Origin of the sequence: Kitasatospora sp. McL0602, from assembly GCF_052076145.1 — a bacterium.
Classification (GTDB): Bacteria; Actinomycetota; Actinomycetes; order Streptomycetales; family Streptomycetaceae; genus Kitasatospora.
This window is the reverse complement of record NZ_CP197246.1, coordinates 4,796,890-4,818,289: the sequence shown is the minus strand read 5'-3', so window position 1 is coordinate 4,818,289 and position 21,400 is coordinate 4,796,890. Positions and strand designations below refer to the sequence as shown.

The 21,400-nt window shown below is 73.1% G+C and carries 18 protein-coding genes; 7 read left to right on the top strand and 11 right to left on the bottom strand.

Translation table 11 applies throughout. From position 1 onward, the window contains the following. The first annotated feature begins 66 nt into the window (after positions 1-66). Entirely contained in the window at positions 67-528 is a 462-nt protein-coding gene (locus ACR68M_RS22085) for a SigE family RNA polymerase sigma factor (protein ID WP_441245837.1), read from the top strand. Positions 529-812: 284 nt separating this feature from the next. Then, entirely contained in the window at positions 813-1,694 is an 882-nt protein-coding gene (locus ACR68M_RS22080) for a hypothetical protein (RefSeq protein ID WP_441245836.1), read from the top strand. A 77-nt stretch (positions 1,695-1,771) separates the two neighbouring features. Here the strand turns inward: ACR68M_RS22080 and ahcY are convergent, their stop codons facing one another. From ahcY to ACR68M_RS22050, 6 genes are all read right to left on the bottom strand, one after another. Beyond that, entirely contained in the window at positions 1,772-3,220 is a 1,449-nt protein-coding gene (gene ahcY / locus ACR68M_RS22075; RefSeq protein WP_441245835.1) for an adenosylhomocysteinase, read from the bottom strand. A gap of 268 nt (positions 3,221-3,488) precedes the next feature. After that, complete coding sequence (locus tag ACR68M_RS22070; protein ID WP_441245834.1) at positions 3,489-4,457, bottom strand: cation diffusion facilitator family transporter; 969 nt, start codon at positions 4,455-4,457, stop codon at positions 3,489-3,491. A gap of 137 nt (positions 4,458-4,594) precedes the next feature. Next, a complete protein-coding gene (locus ACR68M_RS22065) occupies positions 4,595-5,815 on the bottom strand; it encodes an SIS domain-containing protein (protein ID WP_441245833.1) in 1,221 nt (406 codons plus the stop codon). Positions 5,816-5,853: 38 nt separating this feature from the next. Next, positions 5,854-6,036 (bottom strand): Trm112 family protein, encoded by a 183-nt coding sequence (locus ACR68M_RS22060; RefSeq protein WP_441245832.1) that lies wholly within the window; start codon positions 6,034-6,036, stop codon positions 5,854-5,856. 90 nt (positions 6,037-6,126) lie between these two features. After that, on the bottom strand, positions 6,127-7,512 hold the full coding sequence (locus tag ACR68M_RS22055) for a phosphomannomutase/phosphoglucomutase (RefSeq protein WP_441245831.1): 1,386 nt from the start codon (positions 7,510-7,512) through the stop codon (positions 6,127-6,129). A gap of 90 nt (positions 7,513-7,602) precedes the next feature. Next, positions 7,603-7,974, bottom strand: a complete 372-nt coding sequence (locus tag ACR68M_RS22050) for a DUF3499 domain-containing protein (RefSeq protein ID WP_441245830.1) — start codon at positions 7,972-7,974, stop codon at positions 7,603-7,605. 130 nt (positions 7,975-8,104) lie between these two features. Here ACR68M_RS22050 and ACR68M_RS22045 point away from each other — a divergent pair, with 130 nt between their 5' ends. Next, a complete protein-coding gene (locus tag ACR68M_RS22045; protein WP_441245829.1) occupies positions 8,105-8,551 on the top strand; it encodes a metallopeptidase family protein in 447 nt (148 codons plus the stop codon). Between the two features lie 140 nt (positions 8,552-8,691). On the opposite strand, the gene ACR68M_RS22040 is transcribed toward ACR68M_RS22045, so the two are convergent. The 3 genes from ACR68M_RS22040 to ACR68M_RS22030 all read right to left on the bottom strand — a co-directional run bounded on the left by ACR68M_RS22040 (position 8,692) and on the right by ACR68M_RS22030 (position 14,821). Then, positions 8,692-10,425, bottom strand: a complete 1,734-nt coding sequence (locus tag ACR68M_RS22040; protein WP_441245828.1) for a DUF5719 family protein — start codon at positions 10,423-10,425, stop codon at positions 8,692-8,694. A gap of 9 nt (positions 10,426-10,434) precedes the next feature. Further along, entirely contained in the window at positions 10,435-14,322 is a 3,888-nt protein-coding gene (locus ACR68M_RS22035; RefSeq protein ID WP_441245827.1) for a glycosyltransferase, read from the bottom strand. A gap of 226 nt (positions 14,323-14,548) precedes the next feature. Beyond that, positions 14,549-14,821 carry a WhiB family transcriptional regulator gene (locus ACR68M_RS22030; protein WP_104816397.1) on the bottom strand — a complete coding sequence of 91 codons (273 nt, stop codon included), beginning with the start codon at positions 14,819-14,821 and terminating at the stop codon, positions 14,549-14,551. Positions 14,822-15,504: 683 nt separating this feature from the next. Between ACR68M_RS22030 and ACR68M_RS22025 the strand changes: the two genes are divergently transcribed. The 3 genes from ACR68M_RS22025 to ACR68M_RS22015 are packed head-to-tail and all read left to right on the top strand — an operon-like array spanning position 15,505 to position 18,427. After that, positions 15,505-16,128: a cysteine dioxygenase gene (locus tag ACR68M_RS22025; protein WP_441245826.1), complete on the top strand. Its 624-nt coding sequence runs from the start codon at positions 15,505-15,507 to the stop codon at positions 16,126-16,128. Between the two features lie 35 nt (positions 16,129-16,163). After that, the gene (gene cofD, locus ACR68M_RS22020; protein ID WP_441245825.1) at positions 16,164-17,123 is read left to right on the top strand and encodes a 2-phospho-L-lactate transferase; all 960 of its coding nucleotides are present in this window, start codon (positions 16,164-16,166) and stop codon (positions 17,121-17,123) included. Then, complete coding sequence (locus ACR68M_RS22015; RefSeq protein ID WP_441245824.1) at positions 17,120-18,427, top strand: coenzyme F420-0:L-glutamate ligase; 1,308 nt, start codon at positions 17,120-17,122, stop codon at positions 18,425-18,427. The genes cofD and ACR68M_RS22015 overlap by 4 nt, the downstream gene beginning before the upstream one ends. Positions 18,428-18,437: 10 nt before the next feature. On the opposite strand, the gene ACR68M_RS22010 is transcribed toward ACR68M_RS22015, so the two are convergent. Together ACR68M_RS22010 and ACR68M_RS22005 are read right to left on the bottom strand one after the other, a co-directional pair. Continuing rightward, positions 18,438-19,346 (bottom strand): DNA-3-methyladenine glycosylase family protein, encoded by a 909-nt coding sequence (locus ACR68M_RS22010; protein ID WP_441245823.1) that lies wholly within the window; start codon positions 19,344-19,346, stop codon positions 18,438-18,440. 66 nt (positions 19,347-19,412) lie between these two features. Next, a complete protein-coding gene (locus ACR68M_RS22005) occupies positions 19,413-20,492 on the bottom strand; it encodes a peptidoglycan recognition protein family protein (RefSeq protein ID WP_441245822.1) in 1,080 nt (359 codons plus the stop codon). Positions 20,493-20,593: 101 nt separating this feature from the next. Between ACR68M_RS22005 and ACR68M_RS22000 the strand changes: the two genes are divergently transcribed. Then, positions 20,594-21,385, top strand: a complete 792-nt coding sequence (locus ACR68M_RS22000) for a TIGR03089 family protein (RefSeq protein ID WP_441245821.1) — start codon at positions 20,594-20,596, stop codon at positions 21,383-21,385. The last annotated feature ends 15 nt before the right edge of the window (positions 21,386-21,400 follow it).

Sequence of the window (21,400 nt, the reverse complement as noted above, 5' to 3'; positions counted from 1 at the left end):
GCCTTGTCGATCGCGAAGAATCGCGACGCGGAGTTCTCCGATTATGTGGCCGCGAGAGCCGGGTGGTTGCGGAAGGTCGCATACCTGCTCTGCTCGGACTGGCACCGGGCGGACGACCTGGTGCAGGAGAGCATCACGAAGCTCTACACCAACTGGCACCGGATGGGCCAGGTGGACAACCGGGACGGCTACGCACGGACGGTGCTGGTCAACACCTTTCTCGCCGAGCAGCGTTCGCCGTGGCGGCGAGCCTGGGGCGGGGGCGCCGGGCCGGCGGCGGAGGCCGATGTGGCATGGGTGCAGCCCGCCGATCTGGAGACCTCGCTGGATCTGCGCAAGGCGCTGGCCGAGCTGCCACCACGTCAGCGGGCGACGGTGGTGCTGCGCTACTACTGCGATCTGACCGTCGACCAGACCGCCGACGCACTCGGCTGCTCCTCCGGCAACGTCAAGAGCCAGACCTCGCGTGGGCTGGACTCACTGCGGCGGAACCTCAACGTCAATCACGCAGGGGGGTTTCAGGCATGAGCGAGGAGATCAACGGATTGGACGCGGTGTTGGGCAAGCTGGCGGACTCCCCAGCGCCGCCGAGCGGGGTGGATGTCGGGGCAGCGATTCTGGTGGGGCGGGCGCGGGTACGGCGGCGCCGACTGGTGGTGGGAGCTGCCGCGGTGGTGGCTGCCGCGGTGGTGGTGGGGAGTTCGGCGGTACTGCTGCCCGGTGGCGGCGGGTCGGCGCCGTCGGTGGGTCCGGCCTCGACGACGGGCCCACCGACAGCCTCGTTCAGTCCGACGGCACCGTTCAGTCCGACGATGACGCACAGCCCGACGATGTCAGGTGTGCCGTCCGGGCTTCCCGGCACCGCCGCGCCGGATATTCCGACGACGGTGCCGTACGACGGGAAGGACCCGCTGAGCGCGGAGGCGGCCTTCGGGTGGCTCCCGGCCGGGGTCACCGAGATCTGGACGGCAGTGGTGTCGGACGGCCACATGATGCAGGCCCGTGGCGCCATCACCGCGGCGGGTGGACCGCACTTCAATCTGCGGGTGTTCCCGGCCGGGGTGTCGCCTGCACTGACGGCCTTCCCGATGGGGCTGACGGCCGTCCGGGTCGCTGCACCGCAGGTCGGTGGTCGGGAGGCGTACTGGACCGTCACCAACGACGCGGGGTACAACGCCAGCCTGTCGCTGCTGCGTTGGAGGACGGCCGACGGGCGCTGGGCCGAGCTCAATGCGTCAGGTCTGGACGGTGCCACGAAGGAACAGGTGACCCTGCAGGTCGCGGACGGGGTCACCGTCAGCCACCGTGTGGTGCCGCTGCCCTTCCACGTGAGTGCTCCGCCGGCCGGGTTCCGGCTCTCAGGGATCACCCTGGTCGAACCGGTCTCCGGGATCTCCGCGGTCTCCGGGGGCTGGAGCCTGACCATGAACTACGCCGCGGGCGGCTCGTACTTCAGCACCACGGTCATGCCGGACCCGACGCCCGGTTCGACCGCCGGCCCGACGGAGAACTCGGGCAGCAAGAGCGGTGACCTGCCGTCCAGCTGCAAGAAGGACCAGGGGCTCCAGGTCTGTGTGCAGGCGGAGCTCAACGCCGACGTCCTGACACCGGTCGGCGGGATGGACGGGTGGCTGAAGATGATCACCCTCCTCGGCACCGACCACAGCAAGTGGACGACCGATGTGATCGGCTGATCCAGGATGTGCGTACGGCCGGTGACACCGAGGTGTCACCGGCCGTACGTGTGTCAGCTAGGGCAGCTGGTCAGCTGTCAGTAGCGGTACTGCTCGGGCTTGTACGGGCCCTCGACCGGGACGCCGATGTAGTCGGCCTGGTCCTTGGACAGGACGGTGAGCTTCACGCCCAGCGCGTCCAGGTGCAGACGGGCCACCTTCTCGTCCAGGTGCTTCGGCAGCACGTAGACGCCGACCGGGTACTGCGAGGTCTTCGTGAACAGCTCGATCTGCGCGATCGTCTGGTTCGCGAAGGAGTTCGACATCACGAACGACGGGTGCCCCGTCGCGTTGCCCAGGTTCAGCAGACGACCCTCGGACAGCATGATGATCGTGTGACCGTCCGCGAAGCGCCACTCGTGGACCTGCGGCTTCACCTCGGTGCGCACGATGCCCGGCAGCTTCGACAGACCCGCGATGTCGATCTCGTTGTCGAAGTGGCCGATGTTGCCGACGATCGCCTGGTGCTTCATCTTCTCCATGTCCGAGGCAAGGATGATGTCCTTGTTGCCCGTCGTGGTGATGAAGATGTCCGCGATCGAGACGACCTCGTCCAGGGTGGTGACCTGGTAGCCGTCCATCGCCGCCTGCAGCGCACAGATCGGGTCGATCTCGGTGATGATCACGCGGGCACCCTGGCCGCGCAGCGACTCCGCGCAGCCCTTGCCCACGTCGCCGTAGCCGAAGACGACGGCGACCTTGCCGCCGATCAGCACGTCCGTGCCACGGTTGATGCCGTCGATCAGCGAGTGACGGCAGCCGTACTTGTTGTCGAACTTCGACTTGGTGACGGCGTCGTTGACGTTGATCGCCGGGAACATCAGCTTGCCGTCACGGTGCATCTCGTACAGACGGTGCACACCCGTCGTGGTCTCCTCCGTCACGCCCTTGATCGTGGCCGCGACCTCGGTCCACTTGCTCGGGGTGTCCTTGAGGCTGCGGTTCAGCAGCTCCAGGACGATCCGGAACTCGTCGTTGTCGGCGGTGGACGGGTCCGGGGCCTCGCCGGCCTTCTCGAACTCGACGCCCTTGTGGATCAGCATCGTGGCGTCGCCGCCGTCGTCCAGGATCATGTTCGGGGTCTGGCCGTTCGGCCAGGTCAGCGCCTGCTCGGTGCACCACCAGTACTCGTCCAGCGTCTCGCCCTTCCAGGCGAAGACCGGGACACCGGCGGGGGCCTCGGGGGTACCCTCCGGGCCGACCGCGATCGCCGCGGCCGCGTGGTCCTGCGTCGAGAAGATGTTGCACGAGCACCAGCGGACCTCGGCGCCCAGGGCGGTGAGGGTCTCGATCAGTACGGCGGTCTGCACCGTCATGTGCAGCGAACCGGTGATCCGGGCACCCGCCAGCGGCTGCGACGCCGCGTACTCCTTGCGGATCGACATCAGACCGGGCATCTCGTGCTCGGCCAGCTGGATCTCCTTGCGACCGAACGACGCCAGGGAGAGATCGGCAACCTTGAAGTCACCGGTGATGTTCGACGACATGTCGTCTTTGCTCCTCGCTGCGGGGTGGATGAGTAGGCCGGTTACGGGTGTGCTTGGCGGCAGAGTGCCCGACGGCTCGGCGCTCTGCTGCGGCACAATCCGTCGGAGGACCTCTCTCCCTCGACCGGGCGCACACAGCAACGGCTGGGCACGACCGATCGACCGCCATCAGCAGCGACGTTTGGCTCTGGGGTCGAATCTACACCGACGGCGTATTCGCACGGGATTCGTACGGGCAATTCGGGGGCGCGAAGTCCGAACCGGGGGCTCAGTGCTGGGACGGCCCGCCGGGGGTGGCCTCGCGGTCGGGGCCTGCGGCGGCCTTCTCGGCGCTGTAGATGTCGGGCTCCAGGTAGATCGCGCGGGCGATCGGGACGGCGCGGCGGACGCGGCTCTCGGCGGCGTCGATCGCCTCGGCGACCTGGACGGCGGTGTCCTCCGCGTTGACGCCGATCTTGGCGGCGACCAGCAGCTCCTCCGGGCCGACGTGCAGGGTCCGCATGTGGATCACGCCGGTGACGGAGTCGTGGTCGACCAGGGCCTCCCGGATGCGGGCGACGACGTCCTTGTCGGCGGACTCGCCGATCAGCAGGGACTTGGTCTCCAGCGCCAGCACGATCGCGATCACGACCAGCAGGACGCCGATGGAGAGCGTGCCGATGCCGTCCCAGACGCCGTTGCCGGTGGCCACGGTGAGGGTGACGCCGAGCAGCGCCAGCACCAGGCCGATCAGTGCGCCGCTGTCCTCCAGCAGGACGACCGGCAGCTCCGGGGCCTTGGCCCGGCGGATGTAGTCGACCCAGCCGAGCTCACCCTTGGCCTTGGTCGCCTCGCGGTACGCCGTGAGGAAGGACCAGCCCTCCATCAGGATCGCGAAGACCAGCACCCCGACCGCCCAGTACCAGCCGTGCAGCTCGTGCGGGTCGTGGATCTTCTCGTACCCCTCGTAGCAGGCGAACAGCCCGCCGACGCTGAACAGCACGATCGCGACCAGGAAGCCGTAGACGTACCGCTCGCGGCCGTAGCCGAACGGGTGCTGGCTGTCCGCCTCGCGGGCCGCGCGCTTGCCGCCGACCAGCAGCAGCACCTGGTTGCCGGAGTCGGCCACCGAGTGGACGCCTTCGGCGAGCATCGAGGAGGAGCCGGTGAAGGCGAAGGCGGTGAACTTGCCGAGCGCGATCGCCAGGTTTGCCGACAGGGCCGCGACCAGGGCCTTCGTGCCGCCTTCGGTACTCATGTCTGCGTCTCTCTCCCTGAGCCGGCCGAGCAGGTCCCCTCGGCCCTGCGAGGGCCGGCCGGTGCTGTGAACGGTCACGGTATCCCGTGACGGGAACTTTGCTGAGCTTTGGTCAGGGCTTGGGACGAGCGGGAGAGTCAGGAGGGCGTGGCCAGACCGAGGTAGACGGCGGCGAAGTCCGTGCGGGCCGTCAGGTCCGCGAGGGCGTGCAGCGGGTCGGGCAGGGTGCTGGTCAGCTCGTTGGTGCGGATCGCGTGGGCGGTGGCGAGGCGGCGGGCGCGGCTCACCGCGTAGCCCGGGTCGGTCAGTTCCTCGTCGGCGTCGGCGGTGGTGCGGCGGAGCAGGACCACCTGGAGGAGCAACGGGTCCGGGTCCTCGACCCGGTCGCGGAAGAAGTCGTCCGGGTCGGCGACGGCACCGAGCTTGGCGACCAGCATGCCCCGGTGGGCGGTGAGCACCTGCGGCAGGACGCCGGAGAGGGCCGGGCGCCCGGCGCGTTCGGCGAGCATCGCGGCGAAGCGCTCGGCGGCGACGGCGGCGATCGGGCCGTCGGCCCAGAGCAGCGGGACGGTGCCGGAGAGCTGGGCGGCGAGGTCCTTGGCCGGGTTGGTGTAGGCGGCGGCGTCCGGGCGGCAGCGGACCGCGGCCTCGTCGAGGTGGTCGGCGACGGCCTCCAGCGAGCCCTGGGGCAGCTGGGTGACGCCGATCTTCTCGGTGAGGGCGAGCAGCGGCGTGAGCACGGCCCAGAGCGCGCCGACGTCCTCGGCGGGCAGGTCCGCCTCGGCGGGGACCTCACCCCGGGCGGCGTCCTCGCCCGGCTGGTCCGCCTCGGGCAGGGCGGCCGGGACGTACGGCAGCGGCAGGCCGCGCACCTGGAGGGCGGCCTCGGCGAGCAGGCTGCCTGCGGGGGCGATGACGGCGATGGCGCAGCCGCGCGCGTACGCCTGCTCGGCGAGGGTGATCAGGCCCTGTTCGCCGCCGTCGGCGGTGGCCAGGACGAGGAGGTCGAGCGGGCCGACCCAGCCGGGCAGCTGCCAGGCGAGCCCGGCGGTGAAGGCGGGGGTGCCGAGGTGGCCGCGGGCGACGTGGGCGACGTCCTGCGGCGGCAGCTGCGCGACCTGACAGCTCGTCACGGCGAGCGCCGCCAGGGCGGACGCTGCCGTGAGGGCGGCGCCGTGCCCGGCGACCAGCACCGTGCGGGGGCGGCCGTCGGGGCGCAGCTGGGAGACCCCGGCGGCCTCGGCGAGCCGCAGCGCCGTACGGACGCGGGCACCCGCTCCGGCCAGGCCGAGCAGGGCGTGCTCGCGGTCGGCGCGCTGGAGGGCGGCCGGGTCGTCGAGCAGGGTGTCGTCGAGCATGCGGCTGGCCTCCAGCAGGGGAAGAAGGCGGAGCAGGATCAGGAAGGGCGGCGGGCCTCGTCGACCAGCAGGACCGGGATGCCGTCGCGGACGGGGTAGACCAGGCCGCAGCTCTCACCGGTGCAGCGCAGCTCGGTCTCGTCGCCCTGGGTGGTCTCGGCGAGGGCCGAGTGGCACTCCGGGCAGACCAGGATGTCGAGCAGGAAGGACGGCAGACTCATGGACGTCAGGCTCCAGGTTCGTACGAGACTTCGGGGGCCGGACGCAGGCCCCGACCGGTATTCACCCTACCGGTCGGGGGGCAGCCTCAGTCAGGTGCGGACGAGGGTGAGGACGGTGTCGCGCAGGGCGGTCATGACTGCGGGGTCCTTGGCTTCGACGTTGAGGCGTAGCAGGGGTTCGGTGTTGGAGGCGCGGAGGTTGAACCACCAGTCGGGGCCGGTGACGGTGAGGCCGTCGAGGGTGTCGAGGGTGGTGTCGGGCCGGTTCTCGTAGGCGGCGCGGACGGCGGCGAGGCGGGCGGCCTGGTCGGTGACGGTGGAGTTGATCTCGCCGGAGGCGGCGTAGCGGTCGTATTCGGCGGTGAGGGCGGAGAGGGTGCCGTCCTGGTGGCCGAGGGCGGCGAGGACGTGGAGGGCGGCGAGCATGCCGGTGTCGGCGCGCCAGAAGTCGCGGAAGTAGTAGTGGGCGGAGTGTTCGCCGCCGAAGACGGCGCCGGTTTCGGCCATTTCCTGCTTGATGAAGGAGTGGCCGACGCGGGTGCGTACGGGGGTGGCGCCGAGTTCGCGGACGACCTCGGGGACGGTCCAGGAGGTGATCAGGTTGTGGATGACCACCGGGTTGGTCTCGCCGCCGGCTTGGGCGCGGGCGATCTCGCGGGCGGCGACCAGGGCGGTGATCGCGGAGGGGGAGACGGGCTCGCCGCGCTCGTCGACGACGAAGCAGCGGTCGGCGTCGCCGTCGAAGGCCAGCCCGATGTCCGCACCAATCTCGCGGACCCTCGCCTGCAGGTCGACGAGGTTCTTCGGATCGAGGGGGTTGGCCTCGTGGTTGGGGAAGGTGCCGTCGAGTTCGAAGTACAGCGCGTCGACGTCCAGCGGCAGCCCCGCCAGCACGGTCGGCACGGTGTGGCCGCCCATCCCGTTGCCCGCATCCACGACGACCTTCAGCGGCCGGATCGCGGTCAGGTCCACCAGCCCCAGCAGGTGGTCGGCGTAGCCGCGCAGCGTGTCCTGCTCCGACAGCGCCCCCGGCGTCACGTCCAGCGGCGGGACGGTGACGGTGCCGTCGGCGCCGGTCCAGGATTCGACGAGTTCGCGGATCTCGTCCAGGCCGGTGTCCTGACCGACGGGCGCGGCACCCGAGCGGCACAGCTTGATGCCGTTGTACTGCGCGGGGTTGTGCGAGGCGGTGAACATCGCCCCCGGCAGATCCAGCGAACCGGACGCGTAGTACAGCTGGTCCGTCGAGCACAGCCCGATCAGCACCACATCCGCACCCGACGCCGCGGCACCCTCGGCGAACGCCCGCGACAGCGACGGCGACGACGGACGCATGTCATGCCCCACCACGACCGACGACGCACCCACCACCCGCACGAACGCCGCACCGAACGCCAGCGACAACCCCTCGTCCCACTGATCCGGCACCACACCCCGGACGTCGTACGCCTTCACCAACTGCTTCAGGTCCCGCACTGTCCAGCTCCATCAGATGTTGGGTACTCCGCCAACGGACGAAGGCAGCGTACCCGGCATCAGGGGCCCGGAGGTGAACCTGTGGTGACCTCAGTTCTCCGGGGAGCGGAGGACTCTGAGGTGGGCTCGGCGGCCGGCCTCGGTCGGGCCGGGCTCCGGGGAGCGGGTCTGACGGGGCGTCGCGTGCTGCGGGCGGGCGGCCTCGCGGACGGCGTTGGCCAGGGCTTCGAGGTCGTCGCTGCTGCGGCGGAGCGGGCCGGTGTCACCCGCGAGGCGGACGACCTCCCAGCCGCGCGGGGCCGTGAGGCGCTCGGCGTGCTCGGCGCACAGGTCGTAGCAGTGCGGCTCGGCGTAGGTCGCGAGCGGGCCGAGGACGGCCGTGGAGTCCGCGTAGACGTACGTCAGCGTCGCGACGGCCGGTCGGCCGCACGCGGTCCGCGAACAACGACGTACAGAGCTCACGAGGGTGGACGGTACAGCACTGGCGACCGGGCCGCGAAGACCCGGCCCCCGGAGAGCTGCCGTGTCGCCGACGCGAGGGCCGTCGAGATGGTCCACTTCCGGGCTCCCAAGGGCTAGGCTCGGTGATGACATGGAGAGCTCCGCACACCGATCACCGGCAGAACCGCAGCGCCGCCGCCACCGCGACCGGCACGGGCGTGGCCTGCGTGGGCCGCTGGCGCCGCCTCAGGTGCCGATCTCGCTGACCCGGTCCGAGCTGTTCGACGACTACGTCCGGGAGTCGGTGGAGCGGCTGGAGCGGCGGTGGCCGCAGCTCGCGGACGTCGAGTTCGCCGTCCAGGAGGTGCCCGCCCCCGAGACCGGGACACCGGACCCGGACGCCGTACCGCTGGGGCGGCTGATCCCGGCGAAGCAGGGCGGCAAGAGCCGGATCGTGGTGTACCGGCGCCCGGTCGAGATCCGCTTCAAGTCGCGGGACGACCGGGCGGCGCTGGTGCACGAGATCCTGATCGAACAGGTCGCGGACCTGCTGGGGCTCTCGCCGGACGCGATCGATCCCCGCTTCGACGAGGACTGACGCAGCGCTTCGCTTGAGGTCGGCCATCTACGGACCCCAAGGGCACGGGGAACTGCGCGAAATCGGAAGTCATCGGTCAGTCACTCCCGATGTCGCGCAGTTCCCCGCGCCCCTAGGGTTACCCCTCCCCGGGAAGGGGGTCAGCGGACCAGGGATGCCGGGTCGGCGCCGGTACGGGGGATGGTGACCGTGCTGTGGTCGTCGCGGAGGGCCTGGACGGTGAACATCGGGACGTCCTTGGAGTTCACCGCGAGCATCCGGGCCGCGACGACCGGGCCGCCGGAGACCGTCTCGACGGTGAGGCCGAAGGTGCCGTTGAGGCCGGTGGGTTCGGGCTCGGCCAGGCTGACGGTGGCTCCGGCCGGGACGGGGATCTCCTTGGTGGCCGGGGTGCCGCCGCTGCTGCCCGCCGAGGCGGTGACGCGGACCACGGCGGCGTCACCGGCCGAGGTGAGGAAGAGGGTGCCGACGCCGCCGCCGCGGTTGTCGGCGATGTTGGCGCGCCGACCGACCGGCGCGGCGCCGGTCAGCCAGGCCGCGTCGGTCTTGCCGTTCTGGCCTCGGTCGACCCGGATCGCGGCGATGACCGGCGTCGGGTGGGCCGGGTCGCTCGGGCTGAGCCGGAGGGCGCCGACCTCGCCACGGGTGACGTTCGGGAGGTCGACGGAGCCGACCATGCCCGCCTTGACGTGGATGCTCTCGTGCCCGGCGGGGGTGAACCAGCCGTTCTTGCCGGAGATCTGGATCTTCAGGTCGGCGTCGTCGTCACCCGGGGCGGCGACCACCAGGTGCACACCGCTCGCGTCGGCGGGGAGACCGGGCAGCACCTGGGTCGGCGCCGGGTCGGTCGAGGCGGGCACCCAGTCGGCGCCCTTGCTGCCGTCGGCCGCGTGCAGCCCGGCGCCGACCCGGCCGCTGCGGGCGACCACGTGCACGGTCAGGTCCTTGACGCCCTTGACGAAGGTCGGCAGCCGCAGCGTCTGCGAGGTGCCCGGGGCGACGGTGATGCCGTTGGCGGCGTCGTTGTCGATCGGGCCCTTGTCGCCGTAGAACTTGAGGTCGACGACGGCCGGGGTGGTGCCGTCGGCGTTGGCCAGGCTGACGTAGTCGAGCCGGTCGCCGTCGGTGCTCGCGCCTGTGAACCAGAAGCTGGTGCCGGCCGGGCCGCAGGTGAGACCGGACAGGCCAGAACCCGACTGCTCGGTGACGGTGGTGGTCTGGCTGACGGTGAAGCCGGGTGCGTAGCCGCCGGTGGCGACCGCCGTCGTACCGGGCGCGTCGCCGTTGCTGCCCGGACCGCTCGCGGGCACGCCCGGCTTGGTCAGGGCGAGGATCGCGTCGCTGGGCGCGGCCGGGGCGCTCGGGTTCGCCGTGGGGGACGCCGGTGCGGCCGGGCTCGCGGGCGCCGCCGGTGCGGCGGCCGGGGGCGCGACGTTGCTGAGATAGCCCGTGCCGCCGGTGGCCTTGGCCCCGAGCGGGCTGTAGAGGGCGTACGTGGTGGTGCCGGTGAGGCTCTGGAAGGGCTGCGGGCAGACCAGTGACGTCCGCTCGACCTGGGCGGTGGTCGCCGCCCCGGCCGGTGCGGCGGCCGCCGAGGTGACCGGCGGCCGCAGCTCGGCGATGCCGAGGACGGCGGCCAGCACCACGGCGGCGGCCAGCAGCGACTGCGTGGTGCGGGTGAGGCTGCCGCCGATGCCGGGGGTGCGGTCCGGGGTATCGCTCGCCATGGTGCCGTCGGGGGCCGGAGCGACGTCGGGGCCGGGGGTGAAGTCGGGGCCCGGGGTGAAGTCGGGGCCCGGGGTGAAGTCGGGGCTCTCGGTGCCGCCGGAGCGGGAGAGCTTGAGCTTGGGGGCCTTGAGGTTGGGCTTCTTCATGACGGTGGGTCAGCTCCCCGTTCCGTGGTGGTGCGGGTGACCGCCGGTGCCGTACGGGTCCTCGGGGTCCTGCGCGGGGTCGTAGTACTGCCCGGGTTGCTGCTGGCCGGGCTGCTGCTGACCGGGCACCCAGGGCTGCTGCTGGGCGTACGGGTCGTTGGCGTACGGGTCGTAGTACTGGCCGGGCTGCTGCGGCATCGGCTGCTGCTGGTGCTGCTCCGGCTGGCCGTACGGGTCGCCGTACTGCTGCTCCGGGTAGTGCTGCTGGGCGTACGGGTCGGCGTACTGCTCCGTGTACTGGTCGGCGTACTGCTGGCCGTACGGGGCGCCGGCCGGCTGCGGGGTCGCGTACGGGTCCCAGCCGCTGTAGGGCTGCTCGGCGTACGGGTCGGCGACGGGCTGGCCCGGGTCGGGGTCGGTGGTGGCCTGCTGCGGGACGGCGCCCGCGTAGACGCCGGGCTCGGGGGTGCCGTCCTCGGCGTCCTCGCCCTCGCCGCGTTCGGCGAGGCGGCGGGCCCGGCGGCTGCCGGGCAGGGGGGCCTGCGCCTGGGCGGCGGCGGCCAGTGCGGCGGCGGCGACCACCTCCTCGGGGAGGTCGTCGTCGTTGTGGTTGCGGCGGCCGGGCAGGGCGAGCACCAGGACGGTGAGGCCGAGCAGCAGCTGGAGGGCGATCCACCCGGTGTGCAGCATGCTGCCGCTGCGGGTGACGTCGAGCTGCCCGCCGGTGGCGGGGAGTTCGAAGCCCTGGGCCCAGCCGTCGACCGGGTCGGTGGCCTTGAGCGGGGTGCCGTCGAGGGTGGCCTGCCAGTCCGGGTCTGCGCTCTCGGCCAGCCGCAGCACCCGGCCGGCCGGGCCCGCCGGGATGGTCGCCCAGATGTCGTGGACACCGGAGGCGACGGACACCGGGGCACCCTTGGGGCTGATGATCACGGCCCGGGTGGCGGGGGCGCCGGTGACCTGCCAGAGGGCGATGCCGTCGTCCTGGGTGAGCTTGGTCAGGCCCGGGGTGGTGTCGAGGACGTCCCGGACCTTGGCGATCATCGGGTCCTTGGCCTCGACGTAGCCGATGCCGTACCCGGCGAGGGTCTTGGCCTCCTCGCCGCCGGAGCCCGCGAGCAGGTTGCCGACCAGCTTGTCCAGGCCGGCCTGCGCCGGGTCGGAGCTGTCGACGGTGCCCTCGGCCTGGCCGAGGGTCAGCCCGGCGCCGCGGACCAGCGCGAAGTGGATGTCGGTGGCGGCGGCGTCGCCGGTCAGGACGAGGGTGCGGGGGCGGCCGTTGGTGCCGGCCTCCTCGGCGATGAACGCCGGGACCTGCGCCTCGGTGCTGCGCCGCAGCGGGCCGTCGGCGCCGCTGACGGCCCACCAGACGGCGGTGCCGAGCGGGGCGAGCACGGCGCTGGCGACGACCAGGGCGGCGACGGGCTGCCGCCAGCCGAAGGCGATCCCGGCGACGCGGGCGTTGGCGCCGTCGGCGCCGATCGCGGCGGCGGCGAGCAGCGAGACACCGGCGAGCAGGCTCGCGGGCCCGGCCCAGGCGGCGACGGCCGGACCGCCGGAGGCGGGGGTGACGCCGGTGCCCGCGACGGCGACGCTGAAGAGCAGCCCGGCGCCTGCGGCGCCCCAGGCGGCGAGCACCGCACGGCGGCGGTCGGCGCGCAGCAGGGCGGCGAGGGCGGCGAGCACGATACCGGCGGAGAGCCAGACCGGCGGGGTGCCGGCGCCGCCCGGGTTGACCAGGACGAGCCCGAGCGGGGTGGCGGCGGAGCCGGTGAGGCCGGGCAGCCCGGCCTCCAGCAGGAGGCGGGAGGGGTGGGCGAGCACGCCCAGTGACCAGGGGGCGAGCACCAGGACGGGCGTGCCGAGGATCACCAGGACGCGCAGGCCGAGCAGTCGCAGCGCCTCGGGGCCGGAGCCGAAGGCGCCGCCGCGCAGCACGGCGTGCAGCAGTGCGGCGAGCGAGAGCGGGACGGCGATGGCCCAGGCCAGCGGCACGAAGGCCATGCTGACGGTGAGCATCAGGACGGTCATCCAGGTGGACCGCCAGCCGGGGCGGCCGCCTCGGGCGGCGGTCTCCTTGCGGATGCCGAGCCCGGCGGTGACGGCGGCGGCGCGGGCCAGCGGCGGGAGCAGCACCGCGAGCACGGCGGTGCCGATCCGGCCCTGGGCGAGGGCTCCGGCTGCGGCGGGCAGCAGCGCGTACGAGGCGCTGGCCCAGGCCCGGACGATCTTGGACTCGATCAGCGGGCGGGAGACCAGGTAGGCGCTGACGGCCGCGAGCGGGACGGAGAGCACCACGAGCAGGGTGATCGCGAGGCCCGCATTGTCGAAGAGCAGCCAGGACAGGATCGACAGCACCGCGAGGTAGGGCGGGCTGGCGGCGGTGCTGCCGGTGCCGACGGGGTGCCAGCCGGAGGCGTACGCCGACCAGAGCCCTGACGCGCCGTCGGAGGCGGGCAGCAGGGCGCCGCCGAAGAGGTCGCCGCTGCCGAGCAGGCCCCAGCAGGCGATCAGGGAGAAGACCAGCAGGGCGGTGAAGAGCAGCGGTGCGGGGCGCCGGGCGAGCTTCTTGAGCAGCGCGAACTGCTCGACGACGAGGTCGTCGGCGTCCTCGTCGCCGGGCCCGGTCTCGGCGGTGCCGTGGCGTCCGGCGCCGGATTCGTCGGTGCCGCCGCCGATGCCGAGCGAGCCGATGGCCTGTTCGACGGCGAGCCGGGCGGTCGCACCGGGGGCCGGGAAGAGGCTGCGGTCGTCGAGGGCGTCGCCGCTGCGGGTGCGGGAGCGGCGGTGGCGGGCGGCCAGGATGCGGGGCAGCCGGACGAGTTCGTGGCCGAGCCCGGCCAGCTCGTCGAAGGCCCGGCGCGGGTCCTTGCCGACCAGGTCGGCGACGACGCGCAGCAGGGTGCCGAGGACGAGCCGGAGCAGGACGTACGGGAAGAGCGCGCCCTTGGAGTTGGCGAGCAGGGTGAAGACGGCGCCGGACTTGTCGACGCGGTGCGGGTGCGCCGCGCCGCAGTCGATGGAGCGGCGTTCGCGGCTGGCGGCCTCGGCGTGCCGCAGGACGGCGTCGGGGGCGATCACCACGCGGTGCCCGGCGGCGTTGACCCGCCAGCAGAAGTCGGTGTCGTCGCGCATCAGCGGCAGTGCCTGGTCGAAGCCGCCGAGCTCCTCGAAGACGTCCCGGCGCACCAGCATGCCCGCGGTGGAGACGGCGAGCACGGGGCGGACCTGGTCGTGCTGGCCCTGGTCCTGCTCACGCCGGTCCAGGCCCGTCCAGCGGCGGCCGGAGCGGGCGATGGTGACGCCGACCTCCAGCAGCTGCCTGCGGTCGTACCAGCTGCGCAGCTTGGGCCCGACGACGGCGGCGCTGGGGGTGGAGTCGGCGACCTGGAGCAGTCGGCGCAGGGCGTCGGTCTGCGGTTCGCAGTCGTCGTGCAGCAGCCAGAGCCACTCGATCGGCCGGGTCTCGCGCGGGCCGCCGCGGCCGAGGTCGTCCTCGGCGCCGAGCGGGTCGCCGAAGTCGTCCCAGCCGCCGGTGACGGGGTCGTAGCCGGAGGGGTCGAGCCCGTACGGGAGGTCCTCGGGGCGCAGCGGGGGGCTGGCCTGGACGGCCTGGGCGACGGCGGTGCCGAAGCCGGCCCGGCGGCCGAGCACCAGCGGGCCGCTCTCGGGGAGCCAGTCGCCGAGGGTCTCCCGGAGCAGCTGGGGGGAGGTGTCGGTGGAGCCGGTGTCGACGGCGACGATGCGCTGCACCTGGCGGTCCTGGCCGAGCAGGCCGGCCAGCGCCTGCGGGAGCCAGCGGGCACCGTCGTGCGAGACGATCACGGCGGTGACGAGGTGGCGCGGGTACGCGGGAGGCCTGGCGGCGGAGAAGCCGCTCTGGTGGCTGTGGACAGTCATCGAGTGCGCAGGCCCCAGTGCTCGGTGGATACAGCGGCCCTGATGCTTGGCATCCGGCTGGCGCACCACACTAACGGCTCCTGGCGAAGGCGACGCCCCCGGAGGGGCGGTAACTGCGCGGGGGACGGGCGGGGAGTGTGAAGGGGGCGGGCGCCCGCCCCTCAGTCATGCGAAAGCGCCCCACCGTGGCGGTGAGGCGCTGGCACATCCCTGCGCGGCGGCCGGGTCAGACCGCGCTCTTCTTGAGGCGGCGGCGCTCCCGCTCGGAGAGGCCTCCCCAGATGCCGAAGCGCTCGTCGTTGGCCAGCGCGTACTCGAGGCACTCGGAGCGGACCTCGCAGGCGAGGCAGACCTTCTTGGCCTCGCGGGTGGAGCCGCCCTTCTCCGGGAAGAAGGACTCCGGGTCGGTCTGGGCGCAGAGTGCGCGCTCCTGCCAACCGAGCTCCTCTTCTTCCTCCTCGATGCCCTCACCGATCAACAGCTCAAAGAGCTCGCTCATTTGGCGCGCCTCCTCTGCCCCTTGTGGCGTCCCCGTGGTGTTGCCGTTGCCTGGAGCGGCGGAACGACACGAGTGAAATTACATGTGCGTCACTCTGGCCCAGTCAAGCCGAGCTCTGGTATTGGGCCAAGGATTCACTCCCCGGAACCAAGGCACTACGATAAGTGTACATATACGGACATTTGGCACCCCAGGCACCTTCGGTCCGAATCGGGCCCAACCGCCCGGAACCACCCACCGGCTGACTTGCAGTCAACACGGATCACCATCAGCCTGACCACCCCCCGAACGGGGGGACGTCGAAGTGCGGTGGCCCGGTTGCCGGGTTCATCCCGCTGCCTTCCCGGCGATCTTCGCATTGAAACCTAGAGGGTGATTTATCACCCCATCCGGTGTTTCAGGGCTGATGTGACCCGAATGTCCGCATCAAGGCTTGACACTGCCGCCCCTCTTGCGGTGTCCTTGCTCTCATGTCAGAGTTCGCCACCCACCGAAGCCGCCAGGTCGTGCTTCGTCGTGCCGCGAGCTCGCTCTGTTGTCGCCTCTGTTCGAGCTGTATCTAGGCGCTCGCGTCCCACCGCGCGCCGCCCCGGCTCGACATCGAGGCCGCCCCGCGCGACAGTCCCCCCTGAACTCCGCGGACCGGCTGATCCCCTCCCTCCAGCCGTTCGAGGACTTCTCCCATGCGACCGACCCGCATCCGCCAGCGCAACCGTGACCGCCACCGGAACCAGCGCGCCCTCCGCACCGCACCCCGCCTCTGGGCGGACGGCCTGAGCGACGTCAGCATCGCCGGTGACCCACTGGCCTTCCCGCACCTGGCCCGCACCGACCTCCCCCGGCACCCGACGACGGTCGCCGGCTACGCGCAGCTCGTCCGCGAGATCGCCGCCGACACCGCGCGCTGGGCGCCGCTGGTCAAGTACGACGCCCTCACCCGCTGGTACGCCCGGCTGGAGACCGGCCCCGGCTACGAGGTCTGGCTGCTCAGCTGGCTGCCCGGCCAGAGCAGCGGCTTCCACGACCACGGCCCCTCCTCGGGCGTCATGACGGTCGTTCAGGGCGAGCTCGTCGAGCGCTCGCTCACCCACGCCGGCGAGGGCTCGCGCACGCTGCGGCCCGGCGGGCAGCGGGTGTTCTCCTCCGGCTACCTGCACGAGGTCGTCAACGCCGCGCTCGAACCGGCCGTCTCCATCCACCTCTACTCGCCCGGCCTGGTCGAGATGAACCAGTACGGCGCCCGGTCGGCCACCCCCGAACACCTCACCGGACAGGGCACCGAGCCCGCCCCGGAGCGGCAGCACTGACCTCCCCCGCCCGGCCCGCCTGGCAGGATGACCACATGCGTATCGTGGCACTGGCAGGCGGGATCGGCGGAGCGCGCTTCCTGCGCGGCCTCAAGGACGTGACGGGCCCCGGGGACGAGATCACCGTCATCGGGAACACCGCCGACGACATCCATCTCTTCGGCCTCAAGGTCTGCCCCGACCTCGACACCCTGATGTACACCCTCGGCGGTGGCATCCACGAGGAACAGGGCTGGGGCCGGGCCGACGAGACCTGGTCGATCAAGAACGAGATGAAGGCGTACGGCGTCGGCCCCGAGTGGTTCGGGCTCGGCGACAAGGACTTCGCCACCCACATCGTGCGGACTCAGATGCTCGCCGCGGGCTACCCGCTGAGCGCCGTCACCGAGGCACTGTGCGAGCGCTGGCAGCCGGGAGTGCGGCTGCTGCCGATGAGCGACGACCGGGTCGAGACGCACGTCCGGATCACCGACGAGGACGGCACCCGGGCCGTGCACTTCCAGGAGTACTGGGTCAAGCTGCACGCCGCCGTCGACGCCGAGGCGATCATCCCCGTCGGCGCCGACACCGCGAAGCCCGCACCCGGCGTGCTGGAGGCCCTCGCGGCGGCCGACGTCATCCTCCTGCCGCCGTCCAACCCCGTCGTCAGCATCGGCACCATCCTCGCCGTGCCCGGCATCCGGCAGGCCGTCAGCTCCTCCTCCGCACCCGTCGTCGGACTCTCCGGGATCGTCGGCGGCGCACCCGTGCGCGGGATGGCCGACCGGGTGCTCGCCGCCGTCGGCGTCGAGGCGACCGCGGCCGCCGTCGCGCTGCACTACAGCTCCGAACTGCTCGACGGCTGGCTGGTCGACACCACCGACGCGGACGCCGTCGGCCCGGTCGAGGCCGCCGGGATCGCCTGCCGGGCGGTGCCGCTGCTGATGGACTCCCCGGCAGCCACGGCCGCGATGGCCCGCGCCGCGCTGGAGCTGGCCGAGCAGGTGCGCGGGTGAGCCTGGAGATCCTCCCGGTCACCGGCCTCCCCGAGATCGACACCGACTCGGACCTCGCCGGGCTGATCGCCAAGGCCGGGGTGCGCGGGGGCGGGGCGTTCGAGGACGGCGACATCCTGGTCGTCACCTCGAAGATCGTCAGCAAGGCCGAGGGCCGGGTGCTGGGCGCCACCGACCGCGAGGCGGCCATCGACGCCGAGACCGTCCGGGTTGTCGCCCGGCGCGGGTCGACCCGGATCGTCGAGAACCGCAACGGCCTGGTGATGGCCGCCGCCGGCGTCGACGCCTCCAACACCGCCCCCGGCACCGTCCTGCTGCTGCCCGAGGACCCTGACGCCTCCGCCCGCGCCCTGCGGGCCCGGCTGCAACAGCTGACGGGCCGACGGCTCGCCGTCGTGGTGTCGGACACCTTCGGGCGCCCCTGGCGCAACGGGCTCACCGACGTCGCGATCGGCGCCGCCGGGCTCCGCGTCCTGGAGGACCACCGGGGCCGCACCGACAGCCACGGCAACGAGCTGGCGATGACCGTCACCGCCACCGCCGACGAACTCGCCGCCGCCGCCGACCTGGTGAAGGGCAAGACCACCGGCACCCCCGTCGCCGTGGTGCGCGGGCCCGCCACCCACGTCACCGTGGAGGACGGCCCCGGCGCCCGCGCCCTGGTGCGGCCGGCCGCCGACGACATGTTCCGGCTCGGCACCTCCGAAGCCGTCCGCGAGGCCGTCACGCTGCGGCGCACCGTACGCAGCTTCACCGCCGAGCCGGTCGACCCGGCCGCCGTGCGGCGGGCCGTCGCCGCCGCCGTCACCGCGCCCGCCCCGCACCACACGACGCCCTGGCGGTTCGTGCTGGTCGAGTCGGCCGGCACCAGGCAGCGGCTGCTCGACGCGATGCTCGACGCCTGGCGGCGCGACCTCGCCGAGCTCGACGGCTGGGACGAGCAGAAGATCGCCCGGCGCACCGCCCGCGGCGAGGTGCTGCGCGGCGCCCCCTACCTGGTCGTCCCCTGCATGGTGACGGACGGCTCGCACGCCTACCCCGACGCCCGGCGGGCCGCCGCCGAACGGGAGATGTTCGTGGTCGCGGCCGGAGCCGGGGTGCAGAACCTGCTCGTCGCGCTCGCCGGGGAGGGCTACGGCTCCGCCTGGGTGTCGTCCACGATGTTCTGCCGTGACGTGGTCCGGCAGGTCCTGGGCCTGCCCGAAGGCTGGGACGCGATGGGCGCCGTCGCGGTCGGCCGCGCGGCGGAGCCGCCGGTGGCTCGGGCCCCGCGCGGGGTGGAGGCGTACGTCCTGGAGCGGTGACCGCTCTGCCTCAGCGGTCGCGGTGGTCGTTCGGGGTCAGGCGGGGGCCGTAGCGGGGGGCGCGGGCGCCGGTCAGGGTGAGGAGGCGGCAGACGCGGTGGCGGTGGCCGGCATACGGGGCCAGTAGGGCGAGCATCTCGGCGTCGTCGCTGCGGGGGCGCCCGGCCAGGGCCCAGCCGACCAGGTTGGGGAGGTGGAAGTCGCCGACCGAGACCGCGTCCGCGTCGCCGTTGCTGCGCTGCAGCGTCTCCGCCGCCGTCCACTCGCCGACTCCCGGCACGGCCGTCAGGCGGGCGAATGCCGCCGCGTGGGCGAAGCCCGAGGCCTCCTCCAGCCGGGGCGCCAGCCGCGCCACCCGGACGACCGTCGCCGACCGCTTCGGGTCGACCCCCGCCCGGTGCCACTCCCAGCTCGGGAGCAGCGCCCACTCCCTCGCCGACAGCGCCACCCGCATCCCCTCCGCCGGGCCCGGCGCCGGGGTGCCGAAATCCCGCAGCAGCGTGCGGTACGCGCGGTACGCCTCGTCGGTGGTGACCTTCTGCTCCAGGATCGCGGGGATCAGCGACTCCAGCACCAGACCGGTCCGGGTGAGCCGGACCCCGGCGTGGGTGCGCTGCGCCTCGCGGAGCGGGCCCGGCGGCAGCAGCAGGCCCGCCGGGTCGTCGTCCGCGCCGAGCAGGGCGGGCACCCGCTCCAGGAGCCAGTCCGCCCCCGGGCCCCACGCCTGGGCCTCGACCTCTCCCCCACGGGCGGCGAGCCGCAGCGTCCCCGGCCCGGCCGGTGTGCGGGACGCCCGCCAGACGGCGCCGTCGCCGGTCGTCCGGTAGGAGGGGTCGGCGGGGCCACGGCGGAGCGGCAGCAGAGTCCGGGCCAGGTCCAGCGGGTAGCCGGGTTGCCAGTGGCGTACCGCTCCTGACACGGGTGGTCCCCTCTCGTACGACGAGGCTCAACCATGCCGCACTCTGCGCCGCCGGGGGGCCGGGCGTCAGCGCAGGTTCGGGAGTTGGGCGTAGAGGGCGTCGCCGGGGCACTGGGTGTTGAAGGCGTCGCGGTGGCCGGAGACGGTGTTGAAGGTGGCGGGTGTGCCCGCCTTGAAGCGGCTGCCGTCGGAGGAGGAGATCAGGGTCGCGGTGCCCTTGGGGTCCTGGCCGGTGAGGCCGAGCTTCCAGGCGGCGACGGCGGCGATGCCCTCGGCCTGGGGGGCGGGGACGGGGGTGGAGACGTAGGTGCCGAGGGCGGCGACGCCTGCGGAGTCGGTGTTGAAGCCGAGGGTGTGGGCGCCGAGGACGGGCTCGGCGACGCCTCCCGCGCGGCCCTCGTAGACGGTGCCGCACTTGTCGACCAGGAAGTTGTAGCCGATGTCCCGCCAGCCGTTGCTCTTCACGTGGTACTGGTAGATCGCGCGGATCACCGTCGGGGCGTCCGAGCAGGCATAGTCGTTGCTGGTGTCGGTGTGGTGGACGAAGACCACCCGGACGGGGCCGGTGTACTTGAAGCCCGGTTCGCGCAGCGACTCGTCGGCGCCCCAGCCGGCCCGGGTGACGATGCCGGGGCGCGGGCCCGCGTCGGCGAGGGTGCGGCGGGCGGGCGACGGGCCCGGGTCGACGAGCTCGGCGCGCAGCCCGGCGGGCAGCGGGTGGCCCGGCGAGCCGGCCCGGACGGCGACGCCGTCGCTGGGGCCGACCCAGAGCGGGGTGGTCGCACCACGGCCGGCGCTCTCGGGTGAGGCGGCGTCGGGTCGGTCGTCCTGGCCGACGGCGAGCGGACGCCAGTCGCTCCAGCGGCCGGTGAGGGTGGAGCGGGTCCGGACCTCGACCTGGCCGGGCGCCTGGGCGGGGTCGTCCCAGCTGACGCCGAGCAGGGAGAAGGCAGCCGTACTACGCGGCGTCAGCTCGCCCACCGGGAGAGCACCGCGACGGCTCTCGGCCAACGGGATGGTGCGGACGGCTGCGGCCCGGGTGGCGGTGGTGGAGCCGGGTTCGGGGGGTACCCCGGCGGAGGCGGGCTGGACGGCGAGAGCCGCGACGGCGATGGCACCGAGAGCGGTGAAGAGAGAGAAGCGCATAAACCGGATAATGCGGTCAAAACGGATCTGACGCCACGCCAGGAACAGCTGCCGCCTCCCCTCCCGGGGGTACCACCGGACGTCGTAGGCTGGACCGCACCATGACTGCGCCTTTCGCTGCCGACGCCCGCACCCCCGCCGAGCTGCTGCACGCATACCTGCGCGCGGGGGCCTCCGACGCGGACCCCTCCCGCCCCCTGGTCACGTTCTACGACGACGCGACCGGCGAGAGAGTGGAGCTCTCCGCCAAGACCTTCGACAACTGGGTCGCCAAGACCGCCAACCTCATCCAGGACGAACTCAACGCAGGCCCCGAGGAGCGCGCCGCACTGCTGCTGCCCGCCCACTGGCAGAGCGCCGTCTGGCTGCTCGCCTGCTGGTCGGTGGGCGTCGTGGCGGTGCCCGGCGGAGACCCTGCCGACACCGATCTGGTGGTCAGCGGCCCGGACGGCCTGGAGGCCGCCCAGGCCTGCACCGGTGAACGCGTCGCGCTCGCGCTGCGCCCGCTGGGCGGCCGCTTCCCGCAGCGCCCCGAGGGGTTCCTCGACTACGCCGCCGAGGTGCCCGGCCAGGGCGACCGCTTCGCGCCGTACTCCCCCGTCGACCCGGCGGCGCCCGCCCTGGAGACCCAGGTCGACGGGCTGCCGCTGAAGCTGACGGGGGAACAGACCGTGCAGCTCGCCCGCGAGGGCGCCCAGCGGCTCGGGCTCGACACCGGCAGCCGGGTGCTCAGCACCCTCTCGTTCGACGACTGGGCCGGCCTGGAGGCCGGGCTGCTCGCGCCGCTGGCCGCCGGGGCCTCGGTCGTGCTCTGCCGGAACTCCGGCAGCCTGACGGACGATCAGTGGGAGAAGCGGGTCGAATCCGAGCGGGTGACCCTGCGCCTGGGCTGACCCTGGCCCCTCAAG

Bases quoted from the DNA above. Each gene is read 5' to 3' on its own strand.
- ACR68M_RS22000 (WP_441245821.1), top strand. From the start codon at position 20,594: ATGACTGCGCCTTTCGCTGCCGACGCCCGCACCCCCGCCGAGCTGCTG.
- ACR68M_RS22065 (WP_441245833.1), bottom strand. From the start codon at position 5,815: ATGCTCGACGACACCCTGCTCGACGACCCGGCCGCCCTCCAGCGCGCC.
- ACR68M_RS22040 (WP_441245828.1), bottom strand. From the start codon at position 10,425: ATGAAGAAGCCCAACCTCAAGGCCCCCAAGCTCAAGCTCTCCCGCTCC.
- ACR68M_RS22005 (WP_441245822.1), bottom strand. From the start codon at position 20,492: ATGCGCTTCTCTCTCTTCACCGCTCTCGGTGCCATCGCCGTCGCGGCT.
- ACR68M_RS22025 (WP_441245826.1), top strand. From the start codon at position 15,505: ATGCGACCGACCCGCATCCGCCAGCGCAACCGTGACCGCCACCGGAAC.
- ACR68M_RS22060 (WP_441245832.1), bottom strand. From the start codon at position 6,036: ATGAGTCTGCCGTCCTTCCTGCTCGACATCCTGGTCTGCCCGGAGTGC.
- ACR68M_RS22030 (WP_104816397.1), bottom strand. From the start codon at position 14,821: ATGAGCGAGCTCTTTGAGCTGTTGATCGGTGAGGGCATCGAGGAGGAA.
- ahcY (WP_441245835.1), bottom strand. From the start codon at position 3,220: ATGTCGTCGAACATCACCGGTGACTTCAAGGTTGCCGATCTCTCCCTG.
- ACR68M_RS22035 (WP_441245827.1), bottom strand. From the start codon at position 14,322: ATGACTGTCCACAGCCACCAGAGCGGCTTCTCCGCCGCCAGGCCTCCC.
- ACR68M_RS22045 (WP_441245829.1), top strand. From the start codon at position 8,105: ATGGAGAGCTCCGCACACCGATCACCGGCAGAACCGCAGCGCCGCCGC.
- cofD (WP_441245825.1), top strand. From the start codon at position 16,164: ATGCGTATCGTGGCACTGGCAGGCGGGATCGGCGGAGCGCGCTTCCTG.
- ACR68M_RS22080 (WP_441245836.1), top strand. From the start codon at position 813: ATGACGCACAGCCCGACGATGTCAGGTGTGCCGTCCGGGCTTCCCGGC.
- ACR68M_RS22070 (WP_441245834.1), bottom strand. From the start codon at position 4,457: ATGAGTACCGAAGGCGGCACGAAGGCCCTGGTCGCGGCCCTGTCGGCA.